Source organism: Corallococcus sp. RDP092CA, assembly GCF_041903675.1.
Classification (GTDB): domain Bacteria; phylum Myxococcota; class Myxococcia; order Myxococcales; family Myxococcaceae; genus Corallococcus.
The window spans coordinates 148,222-172,223 of record NZ_JAYESI010000005.1; the positions used below are offsets into that span (position 1 = coordinate 148,222).

A 24,002-nucleotide genomic window follows, 5' to 3' on the forward strand; every position below is an offset into this window, starting at 1 on the left:
CTGCCTGTCAGGGCACGGAGCGGGCCGGTCCCCAGACCTTCGGGCTGGGCCCCGACGGACGCACCCATGCGAACCTGTCGGACCGCTTGGGGGACCAGTGGCTGGGGCAGGCTGTCCGCTCCGGTCCGCGGAAACCTGTCCGACAGTCGGACAGGTTCTGGAGAAGCGCCGCCGGGGCGGGCTACTTCCGCAGGAGCGTGCCCTCGAAGAAGAACGCCAGGCACGCGGCCAGGATGAGCCACGTCCACAGCGGCACGGCGGGCTTGTCCGCATCCCCCGTGGAGGCCTTCACCGTGTCCTCGCCAAAGTAGGCCGTCAGCGTGTCCGGCGGCACCCGCGTCAGGTCACTCTCCGCCGGGTCCAGCGTGGCGGCGAAGTCCAGCGCGGCCACGGGCTTCCCATCCGCGCCCAGCACCGAGTGCACGCCCGGCTCCACCGTGGGCCCCGCCACGAACGAGCCGTCTGGCTGTGCCTTCAGGGGCACCTCGCCGCCGTCCGGCGCGCGCACGCCCGCCACCTTCTGCGTGCCCTCCGGGTGCAGCGTCACGGACTCGCCCACGCGCACGCGCACCTCCTCGCGCTCCTCCAGCGAGCCCGTGAGGTACGCGGCGAAGCGCTGCATCAGCGGCAGGAAGCTGGTCCGGATGGCGAAGTCGCTCCAGTCGCGGTCCACCGTGCTGGTGAACAGCGCCACGCGCCCCTTGCCCCGCCGCGCCACCGCCACCGCCGGCGCGCCGTCCTCGTAGGTGGCCAGCACCTGGCTGGTGCCCGGCGCGGACGGGCTGTCCGCCTCCAGCAGCATGTACTTGTAGAAGCGCGCCCCGATGAGCCCCTCCTCCGCGCGGCCCGTGAAGGGCGCGAACAGCGGATGGTCCACCTTCACCTGCGCCAGCTTCGCCGTCTTCGTCTCCGCGTCCGGATCCTCGCGCTCGGCGCTGGTGCGCACCAGGCGCAGCGGGCGCGGCAGGAGCGTACCCAGCCGCTGGTTGTACGCCTCCGGGTTCACGTGGTCGCCCACGCTCACGAAGAGGCCGCCGCCGTTCTCCACGAAGGCCGCCAGCTTCTGCGCCTCCTCCTCGGATGGCGCCGGGGTGTTGAGCAGCAGCACCAGGTCATAGGCGCTGAAGTCCTCGCGCAGGCCCACCTCCGCGTCGCGCACCGTCACCTCCACCGGCGAGCCCGGCGAGGTCAGCGCGGCGTCCACGAAGAAGGCCTCGTCCCGGTAGCGCGTCGCGTGCGGCGAGCCGTTCACCACCAGCGCCTTCAGCCCGCGCGGCACCGGCAGCACGAAGGCCCGCCGGTCGTCCTCCGCCAGCGCGTCCGGCGCGAGCGTCACCTGGCCCACCACCGTGCCGCCCTGCGGGAAGCGCACCGTCAGCGTCTTCTGCGTCGTGCCGCCCGCGGGCACGTCCACGAAGCCCTTGGCCAGCGTGGACTCACCCACGCGCACGGCGGCCTCCAGGTCCTTGGCCGGCTTCGCGCCGAAGCTCCGCACCGTGAAGGTGAACTGGTACGCGCGCGGCCCCGCCTGGAGCGCGGGCTCCACCCGCAGGTCCACCAGCGCGTGGTTGTCCAGCGACTCGCGCCCGGACGCCACGTCGCGCAGCACGACCTCCGGCTTCACCGTGGCGCCCGTGGGCCCCTTCACCGTGGGCGGCGGCGCCTCCAGCCGGAAGCCGGAGGCCGTCATGTCGGAGACCACCACCAGGCGCTTGCCCGGCATCGGGTTCTCCTCCAGCGCGCGCGCGGCCATGTCCAGGCAGCGCGACAGGTCCGCCGTGCCGTAGGTGGGCTTCGCCTCGTCCACCAGCGCGCGCAGCCGCGCCCGGTCGAAGCCCGGCGGCGGGGGCGCTTCCGGCGACGCCGTGCACACCATCACCGTCGCGGGCTCCTCGGGCAGCAGGTCCTTGAGCGCGTCGCGCGCCTCGTCGCGGCCCTTCTCGAAGTTGGACGTGCCGTCCGACCAGCGCATGGACAGCGACGCGTCCAGGATGACCGCCGTGGCCGCCGGCCCGCGCGTCACCGTGGCCGCCTGCGCGTCGCGGGTGAGCTCCGGCCGCGCCAGCGCCACGGGGATGGCCAGCAGGATGAGCGTGCGCAGCGCGTACAGCAGCAGCCGCTTCAGCTTGAGCCGGCTCGCCGTGCGCTTCTGGCTGCGCAGCACGAACGCGAGCGGCCCGAACGGATGCGCCCGGGGCCGGCGCCGGTCGAACAGGTGCACCAGCACGGGGATGAGCGCGCCCAGCGCGCCCAGGAGGAACCACGGGTTGCCGAACGTCACCTGCGCCTCCCGCGACGCCCCAGAAAGCGCAGCAGCACCTCATCCAGCCGCTCGTCCGTGCGCACCAGCTCGTAGTCCACGTCGGCCTCGGCGCAACGGGCCTTCACGTCCGCGAGGAACGCGCCGAACTCCTCCAGGTAGCTCTGCTTGATCTCGCGCGGGTTCACCTCGATGCGGCCCTCGCCCTCCATGTCCAGGAAGAGGGTGGGGTCGTCGAAGGGGAACGTCAGCTCCGCCGGGTCCACCAGGTGGAACACCGCCACGTCGTTCTTGCGCTGCCTGAGGGCCAGGATGCGCTTGAGCGCCTCCTGCCGCTCATCCAGCAGGTCCGACAGCACGATGACCGTGGAGCGCCGGGGCAGCACCTCCGCCAGATGATCCGCCGCGCCGCCCAGGTCCGTGGGGCCTTGGGCCTTCGTGTGCTCCAGCGCGTCCAGCAGCACGTTGAGGTGGCCGGCGGAGGCGCGGGGCGGCACGTCCTTGAACGCGCCGCCCACCATGAGGGCCAGGCCCGCCGCGTCCTGTTGGCGCACCAGCAGGTAGCTGAGCGCGCCCGCGAGCGTCTTGGCCACGTCCAGCTTGGACAGCGCGCCGCTCTGGTAGCCCATGGACGCGGACGCATCCACGACCATCACCGAGCGCAGGTTCGTCTCGTGCTCGAAGCGCTTGACGTAGTACTTGTCGAACTTGCCGTAGGCCTTCCAGTCCAGGTGGCGCAGCTCGTCGCCGGGGGCGTACTCCTTGTGCTCGGCGAACTCCACGCTCTGGCCCTGATGGGGGCTCTTGTGGAGGCCGGACAGCACGCCCTCCATCACGGCGCGGGCGCGCAGCTTCACGCCCTGGAGGCGGGACAACGTCTGGGCGTCGAGCAGCGCCATGGGGTTGGAAGCGCCTAGCCCTTCACCACCGTGAGGAGCTGGTCGATGAGCTTCACGGACGTGATGCCGTCGCTCTCCGCGGTGAAGTTGGGCAGCACGCGGTGGCGCAGCACGGGCCGCGCCAGCGCCCGCACGTCCTCCACCGTGGCCACGAAGCGGCCGTTGAGGATGGCGCGCGCCTTGGCCGCGAGCACCAAGTACTGGCTGGCGCGAGGCCCCGCGCCCCACGACACGTTCTTCGCCACGAAGTCCGGCACGCCCGCTTCCTTGGGGCGCGTGTGGCGCACCAGCTCCACGGCGAAGCGCACCACGTGGTCCGGCACCGGCACGCGGCGCACCAGCTCCTGGAGGGCCAGGATGCGCTCGGGGGAGAGGATCTTCTCCAGCTTCGGCGGCGCGCCGGCGGTGGTGCTCTTGACGATCTGCACCTCCTCCTCGGCGGTGGGGTAGCCCACGTCCACCAGGAACATGAAGCGGTCCAGCTGCGCCTCGGGGAGGGGATAGGTGCCCTCCTGCTCGATGGGGTTCTGCGTGGCGAAGACGAGGAAGGGCAGCTCCAGCGGGTACGTGCGGCCGCCGGCGGTGACGCGGTACTCCTGCATGGCCTGGAGCAGCGCGGCCTGCGTCTTGGGCGGCGTGCGGTTCACCTCGTCCGCGAGGATGATGTTCGCGAACAGCGGGCCCTGCATGAAGCGGAACGCGCGGCGGCCGGTGGTCTTGTCCTCCTCCAGGATGTCCGTGCCCGTGATGTCCGAGGGCATCAGGTCCGGCGTGAACTGGATGCGGTTGAAGGACAGGTTGAGCACGTCCGCGAGCGTGGAGATGAGCAGCGTCTTCGCCAGGCCCGGCACGCCCACGAAGAGGCAGTGGCCGCGGCTGAAGAGCGAAATCAGCAGGTGCTCCACCACGTCCCGCTGACCGACGACGCGCTTTTCAATCTGCTCGACGATGGCGCTGCGGGCCTGGGCAAGCTCCTCGACGGCGCGCAGGTCCTCGGGGGTGGCGTCGGACGGGGGGAGAGGGGCGGGGGCGGCGCTTTCCATGGAAGGGTTCTCTTAGTCGGCGCGGCGGGGGCGGACCAACGGTTTCCGTCGCCCTGGGGCCCCGAGCGTGGGGTGCCAACCGTTCCAGTCCGCCGGTATTCCGCGGGGGATGGAGGGGGGCCCCCGCCGTGACGCCGCCGGGACGCCCGCGGGTCCCCCCGACCCCGCGCCCGGTCCCCCGTTCGCCCCCCGGCCTGTTTCAGCTCCCTCCGGGGCGGGGGGAATGCCGCACCGTGGACACACTGCTTACGTTCCCAAGGCACCTGCGCTGGGGCAGGGCAGGCATGGGAGCAGGGCATGCGTTCAGCGCGGCGGGTCAGCTGGGGCGGGTGGGCACTTCTGGGCGCGGGACTCCTCGGGCTGGGTGGCACTGCGTGTGGTGGTGGCGCTCCGGCGGACGAAGCTGGGGATGTGACGGGCGGTACGGAAGCCCGGGAGGCGGTCCCCGCGCCGGCGCCGGAGACGGCCGCTCCCTCGGCGGGGACCCAGGCGCCCGCGGAGGCGCCCACGGCGGAGGCGCCCCGGCCCGCGGCCCCGGCGGCGAGCGCCTGGTCGCTCACGCAGGGCGGCCCGCAGGACGACACGGGCGCGGGCCTGGCGGTGGGGCGGAGCGGAGATGTGCTGTGGGTGACGTCCGGCACGCCGCGCTCGGATGAGGACCGGGAGCAGGTGGACGGGGAGCGGCTGGTGCTGACGCTGTCCCGCTACTCGGCGGACGGGACGAAGCAGTGGGCGAAGGAGTTCGAGCGCAACCGCCTGTCGGACCTGCGCGTGGCGGGCTCCACGGGAGCTGACGGCGCGGTGTTCCTGTCCGGCAACGCGTTCCTGTACTCGGCGGACTTCGGGCTGGGCGAGGCGCAGGACGGCTTCCTGGTGAAGTTCTCGCAGGCGGGCGCGCCCGAGTGGCAGCACCGCGTGGGCCAGAAGGTCTACGCGGTGGCGGCGGACGCGGCGGGCGGCGTGGTGGCGCTGGGCGAGGAGTGGACGCCGGAGGTCCATACGCCCCAGCTGGTGCGCTACGCGGCGGACGGCGCGGTGGCCTGGACGAAGACGTTCGATGGCGCGAAGGAGGGCACGCTGCTGTCGGCGGTGGCGCTGTCGGCCTCGGGTACGTCGGTGGTGGCCGGGCGGCTGGTGGGCCCGGTGACGGTGGATGGGCACACGTTCGACGCGCGGGGCACGGGCGGCTTCGTGGTGCTGGCGTTCGGCGCGGACGGGGCGCTGGCGTGGGGCCGCGAGGTGCCGGGCGTGAACGGGCGCGTGGGCTCCGTGTCGGTGGGCGCGGACGGCACGGTGGCGGTGGCGGGCGAGGCGGTGGGCCTGCTGCTGTGGAACGGCGTGGCCCTGGATGAGGGCGGGCCGTTCGTGCTGACGGCGACGGCGGACGGGCAGGAGCGCTGGGTGAAGCAGCCCACGTGTGGCACCGCGTCCGTGGGCACGGTGGCGGCGGTGGAGGCCGCGGGCCCGGTGGCGGCGGCGTGCGGCAACACGCTCACGCGCTACGCGGCGGACGGCGCGCTGCTGGGCACGGAGACGCTGGCGCCCGAGGCGTGCGGGAGCGGCGCGTGCTCGCTGGCGACGACGACGCTGGTGGCGGCGCCGGACACGGGGCTGGTGGTGTCTGGCTGGCAGCGCGACGGCGCGGGCGACACGTGGAACCAGGATGCGTTCCTGCGGCGCGTGACGCCCTGACTCGGGAGACGCCTGCGCCGGACCTTCAGTCCCGGTCCGGCGCGCCCAGGGGGAACAGGGGCCGGTACGGCCGCGCCTCGTTCACCGCGCGGGCGAAGGACGGGCGGGCCAGCAGCCGCGAGCGATAGGCGCGCAGCCGGGGATGGGACTCGGAGATGCGGTGCGTCCAGTCCGCGTAGAACAGGGAGGGCGCGGCGGCGCAGTCCGCCAGCGTGAAGTCGTCGCCCGTGGCCCAGGTCCGGCCGGCGAGCTGACCTTCGAGCCAGCCGTAGGCGCGCTCCAGCTTCTCCACGGACATGGCCAGGCCGTCCTTGCGCTTCGTGGCGTCCCCCGTCAGCGCGCCGTCCACGGCGTGCTGGGCCGCGTTCATCACGTGCAGGTCGAAGAAGCGTTCGAGGAAGCGCACGTCCAGCGCGGCCTTCGGATCCTCGGGCAGCAGGCGCACGGGCCCGGGATGCACGAGCTGGAGGTACTCGATGATGATGCTGGTCTCGACGACGTCGCGCTCGCCATCCAGCAGCATGGGGAACTTGCGCAGCGGCCAGCGGCGCAGCCATTCGGCCGAGTGCTGAGGCGTGTCCGGCCCGATACAGCGGAACTCGAAGGGCGTGCCGTTCTCGTACAGCGCGATGAGCACTTTCTGCGTGTACGACGAGAAGGGGTGTCCGTAGAGCGCGAGCGACATCGAGGGCCTTTCTGGTCAACTGCTTGCGTTTGGCAGGTGGTTGAACCGCACCTCGATGGCTTCACGCAAGGCCCGCCGTGCCCAGCTTGAGGTCCTGGTTGAGCCCCGCGTCCCTGCGCACGCGCCAGATGTACTGGTCCAGGAAGTAGTGGTGCAGCGCGAAGCCCCAGATGAAGCCTTCCATCAAGTCGCGCAGCGTGAGCCCCGCGCCGCCCAGCGCCACCTTCGCGTCGAACGCGCCGCAGCCCGGGTGCACGCCCATGCCGCAGCCCAACGTCCGGTACGCCAGCGTGAAGGCGAGCCCGCAGAGCGCGTAGACGATGAAGCGCTGGCTCACCTTCGGCGCCCATCCGAACGCGGACCGGTCCACGCCTTCCGCGTGGTAGCGGTTGCGGTGAAAGAACCAGACGATGCCGTGGTACTGCACGTTGTGGAACGCCGTCACCGCCACGGTGAACATCAGGAAGTCCATCCGGCGCGACACCGACGGCCAGAACACCAGCGACGTCAGCGTCACGAACACCGCGAACGGCCAGCGCTGCCCGGCCAGCACCGACGCCGCGAACACCGCCGGCCCCGCCGCGAACCAGCCCAGGCTGCCCCAGAGCAGCCGCGCCCGCGTCTTCCGCTCCCGAGCGTCCAGGTACGTGCGCGACACCGTCGCGAACAGGTGCGGTCCGTCCAGGAGCAGCACCCACGCCCACCACAGCGGCGGCCCGCTCACGCCGCCCAGCACGTGCAGCGCCATCTGCGCCAGGCTCGCGCCCAGTCCCCCGACCGTGGAGAGCAGGTCGTGCCGTCGGTCCACCAACCATCGGGCGTGCAGGGGAGCCGGGGCGACATGGGGGACCGCGTTCATGGGAGGACTCCCGTCCAGGGGACCCGGACTGCTTCCTGGGAGAAACGAAGCCCCAGGATAGCGGGGACATACAGGTAAGTCAGACGCGCACCTGGAGGTCTTGAGCGGGAACCGGCCGGACGGGCAGGGGGCCAGAACCCCCTTGAGGGAATGGCCTCCGGACGCGACAGTGCCGAACCATGGATCAAGGTCGGCGTACCTCGGACCGCAAGTCGGTCGGTCTGTTGGTGAAGCTCAAGCATGAGTCCGTGGGGAGCTTCACCGAGGAGTTCGCCACCAACATCAGCCCCGGGGGCATGTTCATCCGCTCGCGCACGCCGCAGCCGGTGGGCACCCCCGTGCGCTTCGAGGTGCAGATCGCCAACGGCGTGCGCGTGCTTCAGGGCGCCGCGACCGTGCGCTGGGTGCGCGAGGTGAACGACCCCGCGGGGCCTCCGGGCATGGGGTTGCAGTTCCTGGAGCTGGACACCGCGAGCCGCGCGCTCGTGGACATGATGCTCCAGCGCAAGGCGGGCGGGGCCGCGCCGGTCGCCGCGCCGCTGCCGTCCATTGCTCCGGTCGTGGCGCCGGGCATCGCGCCGCTGGCCTCGCCTGGCATCGCGCCATTGACCGTGCCGGGCATCGCGCCGGTGCGTCCGCCCGCTGCCGCGCCGGCTCCCGCGGCCACCGCGCCCCGGCCCGCTGCCACCTCCGCGCGTCCCGCCGCCGTCGCACCGCCCGCGCGTCCTGCTTCGGGAGGTGCCGCGCTCGACTCCCTGTTCGATGACCTGGATGCACCCGCGTCCGTGGCGGACGAGCCGCTGTCCCTGGGCGGCGCGGACGAGCCGTTCTCGCTGGGGACCCCGGACGAGGAGCTGGGCCTGGCGCAGGCGGACTCCGCGAACGACGTGGACATCCCGCTGGACGAGCTCATCGCGGGCACGCCTCCACCTGCCGTGCAGGGGGTGCTGTCGAGCGATGATGAACCGCTGCCCGGGCTCGACTTCGAGTTCGAGGCTCCGGCCGTGGAGGCGCCCATCGCCATGGGCGAGCCGCTGGAGGAGGTGCCCATCGAGGTGGGCCTCTCCGTCGAGGACAGCGCGGCGTCGAGCGCGGGCGATGCGGGTGGTTTCGAGCTGGATTTCTCGGATGCCTTCGCCCCCGAGCCAGCGCCTCCGGCGCCGGTGCAGCGAGCTGCCCCTCCGCCGCCTCCGCCCGCGGTGAAGCCGGCCGCGCCGCCGCCGGCGCCCGCTCCGTCTTCCGGTGGCAGCGCCGAGTTCGACTTCGACCTGTCGTCGCTGGACGACGACCCGCTGGAGCTGGCGCGCGAGCCCACGTCGTCGCCGGGCCGTCAGCGGCCGCCGCTGGGGCGTGAGCCCGCGTCCTCGCCGGGCCGTGCCGCCGCGCCGGCCCTGGGGCGTGAGCCTGGAGCCGCCGCCGGTCGCGCCGCGCCTGGATTGGGACTGGAGCCCGGATCCGCTGCTGGCCGTGCGCCTGGATTGGGACTGGAGCCCGGGTCCGCCGGTCGTGCCGCGCCGGGCCTGGGGCTCGAGCCGCGCTCCTCCGGCGGTCGTCCCGCCGCGCCGGGTTTGGGCCGTGAGCCTGGATCCGCCGCAGGGCGTTCCGCGCCCGGGCTGGGGCTCGAACCCGCTTCCCCGGCGGGCCGTGCCGCCTCGCCGGGCCTGGGCCGTGAGCCTGGAGCCGCTGCGGGGCATCCCGCCGCGCGCGCCCCCGGTGAGCTGCCGCTGGAGCCCGGCTCCTTCGCCAACCGTCCCGCGGCGGGCCGCGCCCCCGACCTCTCCCAGGAGGCGGCGTCTTCCTGGGGCCGCGCCGCGCCGCAGCAGCCCGCGCCGCCGCAGCCCCCCGCGCCGCAGCGCTCCTCCGGCGGCAGCACCGAGTTCGAGCTGGACCTGTCCATCGACGACGACGGTCCGCTGGAGCTGGCGCGCGAGCCCGTGTCCTCTCCGGGACGTCCCCGGCCCGTGGCCCCGCCTCCGCCGCAGCCCCCGCCGAGCACGCTGCCCCCCTCCGTGCGACAGGCCCCGCCCGCGCCCGCCGCGCCGAGCGCCCCCGCCATGCTCGCGCCCGCCGCCGCGCCGGTGGCCGCCGCGCCGCCTCCCCTGGACGCCAACGGCCAGCCGCGCCCCATCTACCTCACGCCGCCGCAGACGCTGTCCGGCACGGGGGCGGTCATCGGCATCGACCTGGGCACCACCAACTCCTGCGTGGCGCTCCTGTCCAACGGCCGGCCCATCGTCCTCCGCTCGCGCGAGGGCTACAACACCATCCCGTCCGTCATCTCGCTGAGCGCGCAGAACAAGCTGCTCGTCAGCCACCGCGCGAAGAACCAGCTCGTCCTTCGGCCCACGCAGACCATCTACGGCGCGAAGCGCCTGGTGGGCCGGCCCTACGAAAGCGCCGTGGTGAAGCAGGTGCGCGAGCGCTTCCACTACGAGATCACCCCCGACGCCGCGGGCCGCGCCGCCGTGCGCCTGGGCAACGACGTGCTGTCGCTGGAGGAGGTGCAGGGCATCATCCTGCGCGAGTGCAAGGAGATGGCCGAGGCCCACCTCAACCAGAAGGTGGAGCGCGCCGTGGTGACGGTGCCGGCCTACTACTCCGAGCCCCAGCGTGAAGCGGTCCGCAAGGCGGGCGCGATGGCCGGCCTCAAGGTGGAGCGCATCCTCAACGAGCCCACGTCCGCGGCGCTCGCGTACGGCCTCAACCGCGAGCTCAACAAGAAGGTGCTCGTCTACGACCTGGGCGGCGGTACCTTCGACGCGACCATCCTGCGCATCGAGAAGAACGTCTTCGAGGTGCTGGGCACCGGCGGCGATATCTTCCTGGGCGGTATCGACTTCGACAACCTCATCGTCGACTTCCTCCTGGAGCGCTTCCAGGAGAAGGAAGGCATCGCGTTCAACGGGGACGGCATCGCCCTGTCGCGCGTGGGCGACGCCGCCGAGCGCGCGAAGATGGCGCTGTCCGAGCGCAGCACCTTCGAGGCCCACATCCCCATGTTGATGATGGATGACGCGGGCCGCCCGAGGGACCTGCGCGTGACGATGTCGCGCCAGGAGCTGGAGAAGATCTGCGACCCGCTGCTCAACCGCACCATCGACGTGGTGCGCGACGTGCTGCTGGACGCCAAGCTGAAGGCCTCGGAGGTGGACGACATCATCCTGGTGGGCGGCATGAGCCGCATGCCGCTGGTGCGCGACAAGCTCAAGGGCCTGTTCGGCAAGAACGCGCAGGCGAGCGTCAACGCGGACGAGGCCGTGGCGCTGGGCGCGGCGCTGTACTCGGGCTCGGTGGACAAGGTGAGCAGCGTGGTGCTCATCGACGTGCTGCCCATGACCATTGGCGTGGCCATGCCCGGGGGCGGCTTCAAGCGCGTCATCGAGCGCAACAGCCCGCTGCCCACGCAGCGCTCGTTCGCCATCAGCACGTCGCAGGACAACGAGGAGCGGATGGAGCTGTCCGTCTTCCAGGGCGAGGACAACCACATCTCCGCCAACGAGTACCTGGGCACCGTGCGCATGGAAGGCCTGCCGCGGGGCCCCAAGGGCTCCGTGCGCGTGGCCGTGACGCTGAAGCTCGACTCCGAATGCGTGCTGCACGTGGAGGCGCGTGAGTACTCGACGCGCAAGGAGGTGAAGGCGACGCTCGCCACGCGCTACTCGCCGGAGGAGCTCCAGCGGCAGCTCCAGGTGAGCAAGGAGGCGGTGAACGCCGCCGAGGAGCGCCGGGGCGCGGACCTCAAGGAGCGCGCCGGTCGCTTCTGGGGCTTCGTGAAGAAGGCGCTGGGCCGCAAGTAGACTGGCCCCATGACCGCCTCCGCCCCCCGCTACATGGCGCGCTTCCGCTGCATCGCGGAAGCGTGCGAGGACACCTGCTGCGCGGGGCTCACCGTGCCCATCAGCGAGTCGCGCTGGAGCCTGCTGCGCCAGAAGGTCGCGGGCACGCCGGACGAGGCGCGCGTCGCGGCGCTCATCCAGCCGAACCCGGACGGAGCCACGGGCCAGCAGGCCGGCCTCCTGGGCAAGCGCGCGGACGGACACTGCGCCTTCCTGGATGAAGCGAAGCTGTGCTCGCTCCAGCGCCGGTACGGTGAAGCGGTGCTGCCGGATGGCTGCTCCGTCTTTCCCCGGGTCCTCACGCGCTGGGGCGCGCAGGTGGAGATGGCCGGGTCGCTCGCGTGTCCGGAGACGGCGCGACTGTGCCTGCTGGCGGAGGACGCGCTGGTGCGCGAGCCCGTGCCCGAGGAGCAGGCCCTGCGCCCCCAGGTCGCCCGGCAGGTGGCGTCGGGGGACGACGCGTGGACGGCCCACGCGGACGCCGTGCGCGAGGCGATGCTGCGGCTCCTGAACCGGCGCGAGGTCCCGCTCGCCGCGCGCCTGTTCGCGCTGGGCCGCATGGCGCTGGACCTGGGGGACTTCTACTTCCCGGGGACGGCGTCCTTCGGTCCTGAAGCCCCGGAGCGGCTCGCGCGCATCCTCGCTGGGTACGACTCCGCGGAGACCCTGGCGACGCTGCGCGCGCAGCTCGACGCGCTGGAGCTGCCCGGAGGCCCGTGGGCCGGCATCTGCGCCGCCGTGCTCCGCTCACGCGAGGCCGCTGTCGGCAGCCCGCGCTTCCTCGCCCTCATGGGCGACGTGCGCGCGTCCTACGGTGGCGCGGAGACGGGGCCTGACGAAGCATGGCGGCTCCACGCCGCCCGGCGCTCCGCCCTGGAGTCCCTGCACGGCGAGCGCGTGCACCAGTACTTCCTGCACCACGCGCTCAACCACGTCCTGCGCCACCCGTTCACCGAGGCCGAGAGCCTCCTGGACGCCGTGTTCCTGCTCGTGCTGCGCGCCTCGGTGGTGCGCTGGGTGCTGCTCGGGCACCCCGCCGTGGTGGCGCTGCTGGACGCGCCCGGCACGCCCGTGGCCGCGCTGGACGCCGCCGCCGTGGAGGCGTTCCAGGTCGTCGCCAAGCACGTGGAGCAGGCGCCCACGTTCCTGGACTTCGCCCGGGGGCTGGCCGGCGAGGGCCCGGAGACCTTCGCGCGGCTGCTCATCCTGGTGAAGGGCCTGTAGCGCCCGCGCTCAGCCCTGCGATCTCGGCTTCGCGCCCAGCTGCTGCATGGCCCGCTGGAAGGACGGGTACTCGTGCGCGCCCTGGATGGCCAGCCGGTCGCCCAGGATGAAGGTGGGCACCGCGCGGATGCCCATCTCCTGGGCCTCGCGCACGGACGCCTCCACGAGCTGCCGGTAGCGGCCTTCCTCCACCGCGCGCTGGAGCGCGTCCGGATCCAACCCGGCCTCCACGCCCGCGGCCCGCAGCGTGTCCCACTGCCAGAGGTCCTGACCTTCACTCCAGTAGCGCCGCAGGATGGCCGCCTGGAAGGGCTCCAGCCTGCCCTGGGCGCGCGCGTACTCCGCCGCCTCGTGCGCGCGGCGCGTGGACGGGATGAGGTCCCGCTGCACCAGCGTCAGCCCGGCCCTGGCGGCGCGGAGCTTCAGCGGGTTGTTGGGGTCCTTCATCCCCTGGCGCACGTACTCGGGCAGCGGCAGCCCTTCCGGAGGCGTCTCCGGGCGCAGGAAGTAGGGGTGCCACTCCACCTGGACGTCGTATTCCTTCTTCAGCTTCTCGACCTCACCGAGGCCGACGTAACACCAGGGTCAAACGAAGTCGGACCAGACGTGGACGACGATGGGTGCGCTCATGGGCGGAATCTCTAGCACCGCGCGTCAGGGCCTTCCACCCATTCCACTGGGGCCCGCATCCATCGGTGGACAGCCCGTCCTCCCGAGGGCACGGTCCGGGTTCCATCTCTCCGGAGGAACCTCCCCGTGCCCCTGTCGCTCCTCGCGGCCCTGGCGCTCGGCGCAAGCCCCGCGTCCGCGCCCCATCCGTTCAATCAACAGGACCTGGTCACGCTGCGCCGGCTCAGCAGCCCGCGCGTCTCGCCCGACGGACGGCAGGTGGCCTACGTCCTGCGCTCCACCGACCTGGAGATGAACCGCGGCCGCACCGACCTGTGGCTCGTCAACCTGGACGGCTCCGCGCCGCGCCAGCTCACCTCCCACCCGGACAGCGACAGCGACCCCGTCTGGGCGCCGGACGGCAAGAGCCTCTTCTTCCTGTCGTCGCGCGGCGGCTCCTCGCAGGTGTGGCGCCTGCCCGTGGACGGCGGCGAGCCGCTCCCCGTCACGAAGCTGCCCCTGGACGTGAACAGCTTCGCGCTGTCGCGCGACGGCCAGCGGCTGGCGGTGGCGCTGGACGTGCGCCCGGCCTGCGCGGACCTCGCGTGCAACACCCTGCGCGCCGCGGAGGCCTCCAAGAAGAAGACCACCGGCCGCGCGTATGATCAGCTCTTCGCGCGGCACTGGGACACCTGGCGGGACGGCACGCGCTCGCACCTGTTCGTCGTCCCCGTGGCCGGCGGCACGGCCGTGGACGTGATGAAGGGCATGGACGCGGACGCGCCCAGCAAGCCCTTTGGCGGCGCGGAGGAGTTCACCTTCACGCCGGACGGCAAGGGCCTCGTCTTCGCCGCGCGCGACGTGGGCACCACCGAGCCGTGGTCCACCGACCTGGACCTGTTCCTCGCGCCCATCGACGGCAAGACGAAGCCGCGCAAGCTCACGGAGAAGAACCGCGCCACGGACACGAGCCCCGTGTTCAGCCCGGACGGCAAGACGCTCGCGTACGTGGCCATGTCCCGCCCCGGCTACGAGTCCGACCGCTTCCGCGTCATCCTGCGCACGTGGCCGGGCGGCCAGGAGCGCGTGCTGACCCAGGACTGGGACCGCTCCGCCGGCTCGCTCGCGTGGAGCCACGACGGCGCCACGCTCTACACCACCGCCAACGACGTGGGGCAGAACGCGGTGTTCGCGCTGGACGTGGCCTCCGGCAAGGCGCGCCGCCTCACGCAGGGCGGCAGCGCGGACGCCCCCCAGCCCGCGGCGGACGGCCAGGTCGTCTACGCGCTGGATGACCTGGACTCGCCGTCGGACCTGTACGCGATGAAGGCGGACGGCACCGGCGCCCGCCAGCTCACCCAGGTGAACCAGGAGGCGCTCGCGGGCCTGAAGTTCGGCGCCTTCGAGCAGTTCAGCTTCCCGGGCTGGAACAACGAGACGGTGCACGGCTACGTGGTGAAGCCCGTGGACTTCGACCCGAAGCGCCAGTACCCGCTGGCCTTCCTCATCCACGGCGGGCCGCAGGGCAGCTTCGGCAACCACTTCCACTACCGGTGGAACCCGCAGGTGTACGCGGGCCGCGGCTACGTGGCGGTGATGATCGACTTCCACGGCTCCACCGGCTACGGCCAGGCCTTCACGGACTCCATCGCGGGGGACTGGGGCGGCAAGCCGCTGGAGGACCTGAAGAAGGGCCTCGGTGCCGCGCTCCAGAAGTACCCCTTCATCCACAAGACGAAGCGGTGCGCGCTGGGCGGCAGCTACGGCGGGTACATGATCAACTGGATCGCCGGCAGCTGGGCGGACGGCTTCCAGTGCCTGGTGAACCACGACGGCATCTTCGACGAGCGCGCCGCCTACTACGACACCGAGGAGCTGTGGTTCCCCGAGTGGGAGCACAAGGCGCTGCCGTGGGAGAAGCCGGAGGCGTATGAGCAGTTCAACCCGGTGAACCAGGTGGCGAAGTGGAAGACGCCCATGCTCGTCATCCACGGCGGCAGGGACTACCGCGTGGTGGACACGCAGGGCATCTCCACCTTCACCGCGCTCCAGCGCCGGGGCATCCCGTCCCGCTTCCTGTACTTCCCGGACGAGAACCACTGGGTGCTCAAGCCGCAGAACAGCATCCAGTGGCACGACGAGGTGCTGGGCTGGCTGGACCGCTGGACGCGCAAGTAGCGCCTCCGCGAGGAGGGACCCCTGGGGCGCAAGGCCCCAGGGGCGCCCGCACCCCTCAGGGGATGCCGAAGCAGTCGTCGATGCAGTTGGCGAGGACCTCCGAGCACGTCCGGTCGGAGAGGCACTGCGAGCACTCCGCGGTGCGCGCGCGGCGGGCGTCCTGCTCGCTCTCCTTCTCGTCCTCCCAGGCGCCGATCTTCTCGGCGCACTTGCCGGTATCCAGGTCCGCGTCGAAGCACTCCTTGCGGTAGTCGCAGATGGCGTCGGCGTCGTTGGAGCAGCCGGTGAGGAGCAGCACGGAGACGCAGGAGGCCAGGGCAATCAGTCGTGACATGGCCCGGCACTATGCACGCGGAAGGCGCCTCCCGTGAATCCACTTCAGGGGAGGCGCTCCGTGCTTCATCACGGCTGGATTACTTCGTCTTCGTCGCACCGCTGGGGGTGCCCGAGGCGCCGCTCATGGAGCTGCCCGTCGTCGCGCCCGTGGCGCCGTGGTCCATGGTGCTGCCCTGCATGCCGGCGCCGCCCACGCCCATGGCCTCGTCCAGCTTGCCGAGGGTCTGGTAGGCCATGTCGCGGTGCCTGGGCAGCTCCTGGGTGAGGTTCGTGAGCAGCGTGGCCAGCTCGCCCGTGGCGTTCATGCCGTGCTGGGCGGCCATCACCTCGCCAATGGCGGCGTCATGCGCGGCCACCTGGCCGGCCATATAGGCCGAGTCGAACGGCGCGCCCTTCAGCGCCTGGAGCTTCTCCATGTCCGCCTTGTCCGCGGCCATGGCCTTCTTCTCCAGGGTGTTGGCGGGCGTGGGCGTCTCCGCCAGCTTCATGTTCTGCGACTTCGCATAGGCCATGACCTTCTGGTCGGTGGTCGTGTGCGCGTCGATCATCGCCTGCGCGTAGCTCTTCACGTCCGGGTTCTGCGAGTTCTGCTGCGCGAGCTTCGCCTGCTTGATCTCCGTCTGGTTGATGTGGTGCACGCGCTCCAGGAAGGCCTTCGGGTCCGCAGGGGCCTCGAAGCCCTTGAACTCCAGCGTGCCCTTCGCGGCGGGGGTCGTCTTGCCGGGCGCGGGGTTGGGGGACGTGACGTTCTGGGCCAGCGAGACGCCGCCGGTGAGGAGGACCGCGGCGAGGGTGACTCCGTGCAGGGTGCGCTTCATGGGGTGCAGCTCCTTTTCAAGGCCTCGGGAGTGAGGCGGGACAAGGCCGGTGGACCGGACACGCTCCCGGATCCGCGCGGCGCACGTTGGAGCAGGGCGCGACAGCGGACCCAGTGGGTGGGGAGGAGGACGTGTGCCACTTCACGTTGCACCTCCGCGCCGGTGCGCCAGTGGACACCGCCACTGCCCCCCGGGCGCGGACGCGGACGTTCAGCACCGCACGACTGTCTGGGAGCGCCATCCCGTCCTCCTCGTGCCCGGAAAGCCAGGCATCCCCCGAAGGCGGGAAGGGAGCGGAGGCGGAGCCCCGGCTGGCTGGCCGCCGGGGAGGAGGGCTACTTCGCGGGGCGCGGCGCCGGCTTCGGCGCCGGGGCGGGCTTCGGGGCGTCGGGCGTGCCGGCCGGGACGTTCTTCGTCTCCGACAGCTCGTCCTCCGCGCGCAGGAAGGCCTGGGCGGCGCGGTCCACGTCGTCGGGCTTGAGGCCCGTGAGGTTGGCGGCGGCCACGCGCGTGCGCGACGCGAGCGCCGTCTCCCCCAGCGCGCCGTGGATGCGCGTGAGGGCCACGTGGATCTCAGGGTCGAACGGGTCCGAGGCCAGCGCCTCCAGGTACGCCGTCTTCGCCTTCGGGTAGTCCTTGCGGAACAGCAGGATGCGGCCCAGGTGCACGTTGGTGGAGGGCGAGCCCGGGTGCATGCGCAGCGAGCCGCGCAGCACGGCCTCCGCTTCATCCAGCCGGCGCAGCTCCAGGAGCGCGAGCGCGAACTTGTTGGAGACGGACTCGTACTTGTCGCCCACCAGCTTGTGCGCCCGCGCGTACTCCTCCGCGGCGGCCTTCACGCGGTTGCGCTCGCGCAGCACCTCGCCCAGGTGCGCGAACTTGCGCGCGGGGACCTCGGTCACCTCGGCGAAGCCGCCGAAGGAGATCTCACGCCCCTTCTTCTCGCTGTCCTTCTTCTCCCCCTTGGCGTCCTCCTTGAGCACCACGCGGTCGTCGCGCGGCACCAGCTCCTGCGGGAAGGGCTGCTTCTTCACGTAGGCCAGCCACGTCTTCTCGAAGAGGGGGAAGGGCATGCCCGTCGCCGCCTCCACCGCCTTCTTGTCCGGCTGGCCCGCCTTCAGCTCCTGCAACAGGGTGCGCAGGCCCGCGGTGCCCTTGGTGCCGTGGATGTAGTCGATGGCGTAGAACACCTCCGCGAACGCGGTGGCCGCGTCCTCCGCCGTGGGCAGCATGGCGATGGAGGGGTGCATCTTCTCGAAGGGGATGAGCTTGTCCTCCTTCACGCGCTTGCCCAGCAGCGCCTGCGTGGAGGGCGTCATGGCGAGCCCGCCCTTGCCGCGCCAGCGCGACTCCAGGAACTTGGCCAGGCCCTCGTGCAGCCAGATGGGCACGGTGTTGTGGGACAGCTGGCTGACCACCAGGTGCACGTACTCGTGCGCCAGCGTGTCCTGCCAGTCGTAGCCCTGCGCCACGGCCTTGGGGCTCGTGACCATCAGCTTGTTGAACTTGCAGATGGCGATGGTGCCGGTGGTGCGGATCTGCTTCTCCGTCAGCGTGCTGACGCGGGACAGCTCGCGCGCGTTGTTCACCACCTCCACGCGCACCTTGCCCGGCGGCGTCCAGCCCAGGTCCTCCGCGAGCGCGCGGTGGATGGCCTCCAGCGTCTCCAGCGCGTAGGGCACCAGGATCTCCTCCTTGCCCTTGGGGTAGAAGAAGATGAAGTGCTCGCTCTCCGCGCGCTGGTGGTCCTTGACGATGGCGCGCGTGTCCTTGGCCAGCCGCAGGTAGCTGCCCGGCTTGTCCTCGATGTTGGCGCCTTCCAGCAGCGTCACCGCGTCGTCGTACTGGCCGTCCTCGAAGGCCACGCGCCCCTGGAAGTACTTGAGGGGCTCCAGCTCGGACGGCACGCGCTTCTCGACCTCGGCCAGCTCGCGGCGGGCGGCGCCCACGTCCCAGTCGTCCAGCGACTGCTCCACCTTGCCCAGCCGCTGCTTCACCTCTTCCTTGAGGGCCGCGTCGGGCGGCTGCGCGAGGGCCGCGGGGGCGGCGAGCAGCAGGGCGCACAGGGCGCCCAGGCAGGGAATGGTCGCGTGCGTGCGGCGGCTCACTTCACCAGCTCCTCGTAGTAGCGCTTCACCTGCTCGCGGTACTTCTCCGGCGCGCCCTGCTTCATCGCGTCCAGCAGGTCCTTGCGGAACTCGCGAGGCGCCTGGAACGCGTCCTCGTCCGGCAGCTCCACCTTGTCCTGCGGGTCGCGGCCGTTGCCCTCCTGGCGGCGGCCGGAGCCCATGGGCATGGGCAGCCCGCGGCCGCCCTTGCGGCCCTGCTGGCTCTGCTGCATCTGCTGCTGGAAGCGCTTGAGGCCCTCCATGGCGGCCTGCTGCTCACCGTAGCCGCGGCCGGGGTCGCGGCCCTGCATGCGCTGGGCGGCCTCGCCCATGCGCTGGCCAATCTCCTCCATCTGCTGGCCGGCCTCCTCCCCGAACAGGGGCGCCGTCTGCTCCATGTCCTCCATCTGCTGGCGCAGGCCCTGCGCGCGCTGCTCCAGCTGCTGCTGGCGCTGGCCCAGCTGCTGGAGCTGCTGCTTCTCCTGCTGCGACAGCTGCGAGCCCGGCGGCGGGAAGAGGTTCTGGAGCTGCTGGCTCACGTCCGACACGTCGCGCGCGTCCTTCTTGAGCTGCTCCGCGAGCTTCGCGGACTGCTGGCGCACCTCCGGCGGGTTGCCGAACATCTCGTCCAGCTGGCGCTGCTGCTCGCCCATGCTGGACAGCTGGCGCGCGGCGTCCTCCGCGCGGGCGGCGGACTCGGCGGCGAGGTCGAAGTCGTCCACCTTGAGCGCGTTCTCCACGTTGCGCAGCTCGGACTGGGCCTCCTCCAGCGGGCGGGCCGCGCGGCTGTTGAGCCGGCCCGGGTCGAGCTTCTGGTAGTGCTCCTGCACCTGCTGCACCTTGCGCGCGAGCTCGTCCTTGAGGGCCTGGCCCTTCTCCTTGAGCCGGTCGCGGTTCTGGCTGCGGGCCTGGTCGCGCAGGGCGCGCGTCTGCTCCGCGACCTTCTGCTGCTCGTCCAGGGTGCCCTTCAGGTCGTCCATGAACTTGCCGAACTTCTCCGCCAGCTCCGGGTACTGCTCCGCGCCGAAGTCCTCCTGGGACTTGTCCATGGAGTCGAGCATCTCGTCCATCTGCATGCCCAGCTCCTGGAGCTTCGCGAGGGCCTCGTCCGCCTTGCCCTCCTGCATCAGGCGCTCGACCTCGTCCATGGCGCCCTGCATGTCCTCCTGCTGCATCATCTCCGACAGCGCCTCCGCGTTGAGGTGCTCGTCGCGGATGCCCTTGCGCAGCTCGGCCATGCGCTGCATCAGCTCCTGGATGCGCGACTTGAGCTGTTGGATCTGCTGCATCACCTGCTCGCGCGCGGCCTCGTCCGGGTTGGCCTTGAACTGCTCGATGAGGCGCGACAGGTCGCGGCGGTCGTTGGCCAGCTGCTTCGTCAGCTCCTGGAGCGCCTCCAGCTTCTGCCGGTCCAGCAGCGACTCCAGGTAGAGGATGTCGCGCTCCAGGCCCTCGATTTCGTCCTCCACCACGGCGGTGAGCCGGGTGCCGGTGCCCCAGTCCTCGCCGCGCGCGCGCTGGGTGCGCAGGTAGAGGCGGCGGAAGTCGGAGGTGGTGCCCACGCTGCGCTTGAGGTCCCCGCCGATGTTCAGGAGCGCGGAGATGATCTCCTTGGGCACGTCCTTCTCGCGCGACAGCTCGCTGCCCTGCGCGCGGAAGTCGTCCGCGAGCTGCTGGCCGCTCGAGTCCACGGACTTCGCGCTCTCCACCGCCTGCGCGTCCTTCTGCTTTGCTCGGTCGGGGCCCTCCAGGCGGTCCGCCAGGTGGTCCACGAGCCGGCCCCACAGCGCCTCCGCCTTCTCCAGGGCGGCGCGGCGGTGCTCGGCGGCGCTGTAGACGCGCAGGGTCTGCGTGCGGCTGACGCCCTTCTTGGGGCCCTCCACCGCGTCGTTGTCCTTCGCCTCCACGTAGTAGGTGATGCGGTCGCCGGGGGCGGGCTTGAGCGGGCCCAGGTCCCAGCGGAAGGTGCCCCGGCTGCGGCGGCTGTCCTCGCGCGGCAGGGGCACGCGCGCCTCCTGCTTCGCGCCGGGCATGCGGTACACCAGCGCCAGGCCGGACAGGCCGTAGTCGTCGGTGGCCTCGTACTTGAGCGTCACGGTCTGGCCGGGGTCGACCTCGATCTCCGTGGACGGCGTGAGCAGCGTCACCTGGGGCGCCTTGTCTGCCTCCACGGTGAGGGGGAGGTCCGGGCCCACCGCGAGCGGCTTCGCGCGCGCGCCGTAGAAGACGAAGTGGTAGTGGCCGCCCTGCTTCGCCACGAAGCTGCCCTGGAGCTCGCGGCCGCTGGTGACGGTGAGGGGCAGCGTCTGTCCGTTGACGACGACCTCCGCGCGCTCGATGGGGCGGTCCGAGCGCGTCTTCAGCGCGACCTCGGTGCCGGCGGGCGCGCTGACCTCGCCGTTGGTGCCGGGCACGGTGCGCGGCGCGAGGCCCGTGTACGCGGGGTAGCGGTAGGTGAGCTCGATGTCGCCGGTGATGGGCTCCGCCTGCGCGGCGGTCTCCGGGCGCGAGGCCTGCTCGCGCAGGTGCTTCCAGCCCGCGGCCCACCGGCCGCCCACGAAGAACAGCAGCACCGCGAGCAGCAGCACGGCGCAGCCGGACGCCAGGGCCACGCGGCGCAGGGGCTGGCGGTCCACCACGAGCCGGGGGTCCACCGTGCGGGCCCGCTCGTCCATCTGTTGGAGGAACGCGTCCGCGAGCTGGGGGGACCAGCCGGCCTCCTCGCGGCGCTCGCGGGCCAGCTCCACCGCCGCGAGCACGTCCAGCGACAGCTCCGGGCGGCGCTGGCCCACGAGCCGGGCGGTGCGCGCGTCGTCGCCCACCTGCCGGTGCGCGAGCACGACGCCGAAGACGTACGCCACCGCCGCGCCCACCGGCACGGCGAGCCACAGCAGCGCCTGGGCCAGCCCCGGCGCCGCCCGGCCCAGGAGGCCGGTGGCGAACAGGAGCACGAGGGCCGCGACGGCGCCCAGCAGGACGCCCTGGGCCCACAGCTGGCGCCGCTGGCGGGTGCGCACCTGGGCGAGCAGGTCCACCACGCCGCGGGAGCGCGCTTCGCGCCGGGCCTGGGGCGGCGGAGCCGGAGGCGGCGGGGGCGGCGGCTCGGGGGTGGGGCTCTGCGGTGTCTCGAGGTTCACGCTGGCTTGTCCGCTCGTCGGTCGCGAGCCAACCCCGGAGGGGGCGGGCTATTTCCCAATTGTGGCCCACTCCCGCCGTCTTCGCGCGTGCAACGCCGGGGCGGGCGACAGGAAATGGCGCCCCTGTGTCCGCCGCGCGAAGGAGGGGCGGACGGCAGGGTTCTGGGGACAACGCGGAGGGGGCACCGGTGCCCTCCCCGTCCGGCCGGGAGGGCAGGGGGCGGGCGCTCAGCCCTCGGCGGAAGGCTTGGTCTGGGAGGCCGCCGGGGCGTCCTCCATGCTCGCCGAGAGGCCGCCCAGCTCCTCGGCGAGGGTCTTGAGCACTTCCTGGGTGAAGAGGATGCGGTCGCGGGGCAGGCGGGCGAGCACGCGCTGCACGGAGGCCTCGACGGTGCCCTCGGAGGGGATGTCCAGCACGCGGCCGGAGTCGGTGAGCGCGAAGAGGGCCTTGCGGCCGTCGAGCGGATCCGACTTGCGCTCCAGCAGCCCGCGCTTCTCCAGGCGCTTGAGCACGCCGGTGAGCGTGCTGGGGTGCACGTGGAGGATGTTGGCGAGCGTGCCGGCGGTGATGCCCGGGAAGCGTCCGACCAGCCGGATGACCAGCCTCTGCGGGCCGGTGAGCCCCAGCGTGGACTCCATCCGCTTGGACGTGGACTGCAGGCCGTGATCCACGGCCCACAGGAGGCGCATGAACTCCAGCACCTCACCCAACTGTTGATGCTGCGGGCCCCGGGACTTGCTGCCTTCCGAGCCTGGAATCGACTCCGGGGCGTGTGTGTCCTTCATGGGCGCATCCTCCCTCACCGCCGGCCTCCCTGTCTTTCTGATGTGGTCCAAAGATGGGCGTGTCCTAGCGCGTCGGCTTGGGGGTTCCAGCAAAATCCGGAAGGGATGCTCGCGGCCGGACGGGGCTGCCCGGCCGGGGGCCTTGGGGGGTGGCATGACGCGAGCGGGTGGCCGGGTGTGTCATCCCAGCCAGAGAGGGCCGCCGTCCCCGGACATGCCGGGACCCGGGAATGGCGGCCCCCGTGAGCCTGAATCAACCAAAGGTTGTATTTGTCATGGGTTCGTGGCGGGTCCCTCCCTTCCCGGCGGCGGGGGGGCGGGGACCTGCTCGACCTTGAGCGTCGTGGGGCCGGTGAGGGCCAGGTGGGCCCTCAGCTTGAGGAACTTCTTCTTTCCGAAGCCCTTGACCCGGACCAGCTCCTCGATGCGCCCGAAGGGCCGCTTCTTGCGGTGCTCGAGGATGCGCTGCGCCGCCTTCTCACCCACGCCCGGCAGCAGGTCCAGCTCCGCCGCCGTGGCCTCATTCAGGTTGACCACCCCCACGTATTGCATGCGCGGGCTGGCGGCGTCCGCGCGCCCCGGCCCCATCAGCATGCAGCCCAACACCCATCCCCAGGCCCACTTCACGAGTGGCCCCCCACGCCCGCCTCCAGCGAGGGCTCGCCCCCGAAGCGGCTGCTGGCCGCGGAGTCGCGCTTCTCCGCCGCCTCGCGCACGTGCAGCTTCCCGTCCAGGGGCAGCACGTCCAGCAGCACGTTGAGCGAGCCGTCCTTGTTGACGAACGCGCTGCCCGCGCGCACCCAGATGCTCCCGCCCTTGCCCTCGCGGATGGAGAACACCGCCAACCGCTTCCCCGCCATCAGCATCGACACGCTTCCCCCTTCAGACTCCCGGGCCACCACGGCCCGGGCACCTCGCTGGCTCGACCGCCTGAGGTCGCGTCCGGGCTTGAGCAGCCCGCGTGCCAGCGGCGTGTTCCTCTGAGGTCATGTCAGCGCACCCGTGCGGCGGTGTGCGCGGCGTCCACGCCCGGGGATGGGCGCGGATGCTCCAGCGCGGGTCTTGCGCGGTGAGAGTCGGGAGATTGTCTCCGCAGTGCGGAGACAATTGGATGCATACCAGGGGCAGCGGGTAGAGCGCTGCCTGTTGGCTCAGTTTGCCACTGTGGTTCCCGGCGCTGAGATTGTCACAGCACTGCTGCGACAAGTGGGGGGACCCCACGGACCGCGCCTTGACGGGCTGGGGGTGACCTCCTAGAAGGACCGGGCCCTTGGGTGCCCATGCCGGGCCTTCAAGAGGGAAGCCGGTGCGAGTCCGGCGCGGTCCCGCCACTGTGAACGGGTTGCCCTGAGGTCCAGGGCCGGAAGCCTCGGCTGTCACCACTTTCGCTCCGGCGAGGGGAAGGTGGAGGGTTCCTTCCAGAAGGGCGCAGCGTGCGCCCACGTCTGGAGCCCGTGAGCCAGGAGACCTGCCCGGGGGTGCGGCAGCGGTCCTGCCGTGAGGCCTTCTCTCTTCGACGGAGAGAGCGGAAG

At 72.1% G+C, this 24,002-nt stretch carries 16 protein-coding genes, 1 pseudogene and 1 riboswitch; of the genes and pseudogenes, 4 read left to right on the forward strand and 13 right to left on the reverse strand.

All coding sequences use genetic code 11. From position 1 onward, the window contains the following. Window positions 1-181: 181 nt before the first annotated feature. From U8525_RS08160 to U8525_RS08170, 3 genes are read right to left on the reverse strand one after another with little or no spacing between them, the layout of a single operon-like run. On the reverse strand, window positions 182-2,281 hold the full coding sequence (locus U8525_RS08160) for a BatA domain-containing protein (RefSeq protein ID WP_374263392.1): 2,100 nt from the start codon (window positions 2,279-2,281) through the stop codon (window positions 182-184). After that, window positions 2,278-3,159, reverse strand: coding sequence for a DUF58 domain-containing protein (locus tag U8525_RS08165; protein WP_374263395.1), 882 nt, complete (start codon window positions 3,157-3,159; stop codon window positions 2,278-2,280). Before U8525_RS08165 ends, U8525_RS08160 begins: the two co-directional genes overlap by 4 nt. Before the next feature lie 14 nt (window positions 3,160-3,173). Beyond that, a complete protein-coding gene (locus tag U8525_RS08170; protein WP_374263397.1) occupies window positions 3,174-4,202 on the reverse strand; it encodes an AAA family ATPase in 1,029 nt (342 codons plus the stop codon). A 411-nt stretch (window positions 4,203-4,613) separates the two neighbouring features. Between U8525_RS08170 and U8525_RS08175 the strand changes: the two genes are divergently transcribed. Then, complete coding sequence (locus tag U8525_RS08175) at window positions 4,614-5,894, forward strand: hypothetical protein (protein WP_374263400.1); 1,281 nt, start codon at window positions 4,614-4,616, stop codon at window positions 5,892-5,894. A 25-nt stretch (window positions 5,895-5,919) separates the two neighbouring features. On the opposite strand, the gene U8525_RS08180 is transcribed toward U8525_RS08175, so the two are convergent. Further along, window positions 5,920-6,579, reverse strand: coding sequence for a glutathione S-transferase family protein (locus tag U8525_RS08180; protein WP_374263403.1), 660 nt, complete (start codon window positions 6,577-6,579; stop codon window positions 5,920-5,922). A gap of 61 nt (window positions 6,580-6,640) precedes the next feature. After that, window positions 6,641-7,438 (reverse strand): hypothetical protein, encoded by a 798-nt coding sequence (locus U8525_RS08185; protein ID WP_374263406.1) that lies wholly within the window; start codon window positions 7,436-7,438, stop codon window positions 6,641-6,643. 179 nt (window positions 7,439-7,617) lie between these two features. On the opposite strand from U8525_RS08185, the gene U8525_RS08190 reads away from it, so the two are divergent. Further along, window positions 7,618-11,235: a TIGR02266 family protein gene (locus U8525_RS08190; RefSeq protein WP_374263409.1), complete on the forward strand. Its 3,618-nt coding sequence runs from the start codon at window positions 7,618-7,620 to the stop codon at window positions 11,233-11,235. A gap of 9 nt (window positions 11,236-11,244) precedes the next feature. Further along, window positions 11,245-12,498, forward strand: a complete 1,254-nt coding sequence (fliB, locus tag U8525_RS08195; RefSeq protein WP_374263411.1) for a flagellin lysine-N-methylase — start codon at window positions 11,245-11,247, stop codon at window positions 12,496-12,498. Window positions 12,499-12,507: 9 nt separating this feature from the next. Here the strand turns inward: fliB and U8525_RS08200 are convergent. Then, a pseudogene (locus U8525_RS08200) lies at window positions 12,508-13,071 on the reverse strand (DsbA family protein); the annotation flags it as partial. A 183-nt stretch (window positions 13,072-13,254) separates the two neighbouring features. On the opposite strand from U8525_RS08200, the gene U8525_RS08205 reads away from it, so the two are divergent. Next, a complete protein-coding gene (locus U8525_RS08205) occupies window positions 13,255-15,285 on the forward strand; it encodes a prolyl oligopeptidase family serine peptidase (protein WP_374263414.1) in 2,031 nt (676 codons plus the stop codon). A gap of 55 nt (window positions 15,286-15,340) precedes the next feature. Here the strand turns inward: U8525_RS08205 and U8525_RS08210 are convergent, their stop codons facing one another. From U8525_RS08210 to U8525_RS08240, 7 genes are all read right to left on the reverse strand, one after another. Next, window positions 15,341-15,619, reverse strand: a complete 279-nt coding sequence (locus tag U8525_RS08210) for a hypothetical protein (RefSeq protein WP_374263417.1) — start codon at window positions 15,617-15,619, stop codon at window positions 15,341-15,343. 79 nt (window positions 15,620-15,698) lie between these two features. Beyond that, a complete protein-coding gene (locus U8525_RS08215; protein ID WP_374263420.1) occupies window positions 15,699-16,439 on the reverse strand; it encodes a DUF4142 domain-containing protein in 741 nt (246 codons plus the stop codon). Window positions 16,440-16,774: 335 nt separating this feature from the next. Next, window positions 16,775-18,547: a peptidase MA family metallohydrolase gene (locus tag U8525_RS08220; RefSeq protein ID WP_374263423.1), complete on the reverse strand. Its 1,773-nt coding sequence runs from the start codon at window positions 18,545-18,547 to the stop codon at window positions 16,775-16,777. After that, window positions 18,544-21,684 carry a DUF4175 family protein gene (locus U8525_RS08225; protein ID WP_374263426.1) on the reverse strand — a complete coding sequence of 1,047 codons (3,141 nt, stop codon included), beginning with the start codon at window positions 21,682-21,684 and terminating at the stop codon, window positions 18,544-18,546. The genes U8525_RS08220 and U8525_RS08225 overlap by 4 nt, the downstream gene beginning before the upstream one ends. 228 nt (window positions 21,685-21,912) lie before the next feature. Then, on the reverse strand, window positions 21,913-22,470 hold the full coding sequence (locus U8525_RS08230; protein ID WP_374263429.1) for a MarR family winged helix-turn-helix transcriptional regulator: 558 nt from the start codon (window positions 22,468-22,470) through the stop codon (window positions 21,913-21,915). Window positions 22,471-22,743: 273 nt separating this feature from the next. Then, the gene (locus U8525_RS08235) at window positions 22,744-23,064 is read right to left on the reverse strand and encodes a ComEA family DNA-binding protein (RefSeq protein ID WP_374263715.1); all 321 of its coding nucleotides are present in this window, start codon (window positions 23,062-23,064) and stop codon (window positions 22,744-22,746) included. 29 nt (window positions 23,065-23,093) lie between these two features. Further along, complete coding sequence (locus U8525_RS08240) at window positions 23,094-23,336, reverse strand: hypothetical protein (RefSeq protein WP_374263717.1); 243 nt, start codon at window positions 23,334-23,336, stop codon at window positions 23,094-23,096. Between the two features lie 389 nt (window positions 23,337-23,725). Beyond that, window positions 23,726-23,961, forward strand: a riboswitch (cobalamin riboswitch). Window positions 23,962-24,002 lie beyond the last annotated feature (41 nt).